This is a genomic window from Streptomyces sp. OfavH-34-F, from assembly GCF_022347745.1.
Taxonomy (GTDB): domain Bacteria; phylum Actinomycetota; class Actinomycetes; order Streptomycetales; family Streptomycetaceae; genus Streptomyces.
In genome coordinates this window covers 1-1,794 of record NZ_JAKRGC010000583.1, presented here as the reverse complement: position 1 = coordinate 1,794, position 1,794 = coordinate 1, and the positions used below count along the sequence as shown (strand labels likewise).

Genomic DNA, 1,794 nt, shown 5'->3' with positions numbered 1-1,794 from the left:
GCCGTACGGCCCGCCGCCCCCCGCCCCGCCCGGGACAACTACCTGCCGCGCGACCTCCCCGACTTCTCCGGCCGGGCCGCCGAACTGGCGCGGCTCGACCGGGCCGCCGGCGACCCGGGCGGCGGCCTCCCCCGCACGGTCGTGATCGACGGCATGGGCGGTATCGGCAAGACGGCCCTCGCCGTCCACTTCGCCCACCGCCGCACCCCGGACCACCCGGACGGCCAGTTCTACGTGGACCTGCACGGCTTCAGCACCGCGCGCGCCCCGCTTTCCCCCGAGGAGGCGCTGGGGGTGCTGCTGCGCTCCGTCGGAGCCGCCCCCGACGGTCTCCCGGCCGGGGCGGCCGAGCGCAGCGCCATCTGGCGCTCCCACCTCGCCGGCCGCAGCGCCCTGCTCGTCCTCGACAACGCGGCGGACGCCGCCCAGGTGGCCCCGCTGCTGCCCGGCACGGGCGACACGCTCACCCTGATCACCACCCGCCGCAAGCTGACCGCGACGGACGGCGCCCTCTCCCTGCCCCTGGGCGCGCTCGCCCCCGCCGAGGCGGAGACCCTGTTCCGCCGCATCGCCGGCGACGCCTGCGCCGGCGCGCCCCTGAACCGGACGGTCGCCCTGTGCGGGCACCACCCGCTCGCCCTGCGCATCGCGGCGACCCGGCTGCGCGACCGCCCCTCATGGACCGTCCCGGACGTGACCGCCCGCCTGCGCACCAGCGGCAGCCGCGCCGCGTTCCTGCGCACGGCCGACCGCGACCTGATGTCCGTCCTCGCCCTCTCCTACGACCACCTCCCCCGCGAGGCCCTGGAGTTCACCCGCGCCCTCGCCCTCCACCCGGCCCCCGTCCACGACATCCCCCAGACCTGCGCCGCCACCGGCCTCGCCCCCGCGGCCGTGGAATGCCTCTTCGACACCCTCCTCGACCACAACCTGGCCGACGAACCCGACCCGGCCCACCTGGCCATCCCCCAACTCCTCCAGGACTGCGCCCACACCCTCCCGGCCCCACCCCGCGACACGGCCCCGCGCCTGTCGGCGGTGGCGTGAGCCTTCCGCTAGGCGGGCGGCGCCCCGGTCAGCACGGTCAGGGCCGCTGAGGTGAGGGCGGTGATCGCGGCGGGGAGGGCCGTGCGGACGGCGGGGGCGAAGTGGGGGGAGTGGTTCGGGGGGATGTCCCGGCCGCCGGTCGCCGCCCACTGGCGGGGGCTCGTGGTGCCCAGCATCCAGTAGACGAGCGGGATGCCCGCCTCGCCGTGGAGTGCGCGGCCGGCGTCCCCGTAGAGGGGGAAGTCCTCGGAGGCCAGGGAGGGGGGCCAGCCGGTGACGCGTTCGGGGCCGTACAGGGCGGTGTGGGCGGAGCGGACCGCCTCGGTCGCGGCCGGGTCGGTGTGCAGGGCCGGGGCGCGGGAGACCACGGTCAGGTCCGGGTCGCGGGGGCAGGCCGACGCGGCGCACTCGGCCCGGACGATGCGCTCCACCGCGGCCAGCGCGCGGTCCAGGGCGGCGTCGGAGAGGGCGCGCAGGCCGATGCCGAGTTCGGCGGTGTCCGGGACGACGTTGACGGCCGTGCCGGCGCGCACGGTGCCCACGGTCAGGGTGAGCTGCTCGGCGGGGGCGGCCTCGCGGGCGACGATCGTCTGGAGGCGGCTGATCACCGCCGCGCTGGTGACCACGGGGTCCACGGTGAGGTGCGGGGTCGCGGCGTGACCGCCCCGGCCGTGGACGAGGACCGTGAGGGCGGCGCTCGCGGCGGTGACCGGGGCGTGCGGGCCGCCGTGCGCGACGAGGCCGGCG

General features: G+C 78.1%; 1 protein-coding gene and 1 pseudogene. One reads left to right on the top strand and one right to left on the bottom strand.

Translation table 11 applies throughout. The features are described 5' to 3' along the window. Nucleotides 1–1,047 (top strand): annotated as a pseudogene (locus MHW47_RS35875) (AfsR family transcriptional regulator); the annotation flags it as partial. Nucleotides 1,048–1,055: 8 nt separating this feature from the next. On the opposite strand, the gene MHW47_RS35105 reads toward MHW47_RS35875, so the two are convergent. Next, on the bottom strand, nucleotides 1,056–1,794 hold a 739-nt coding region (locus MHW47_RS35105; RefSeq protein WP_239227866.1), incomplete at its 5' end, for a peptidase dimerization domain-containing protein.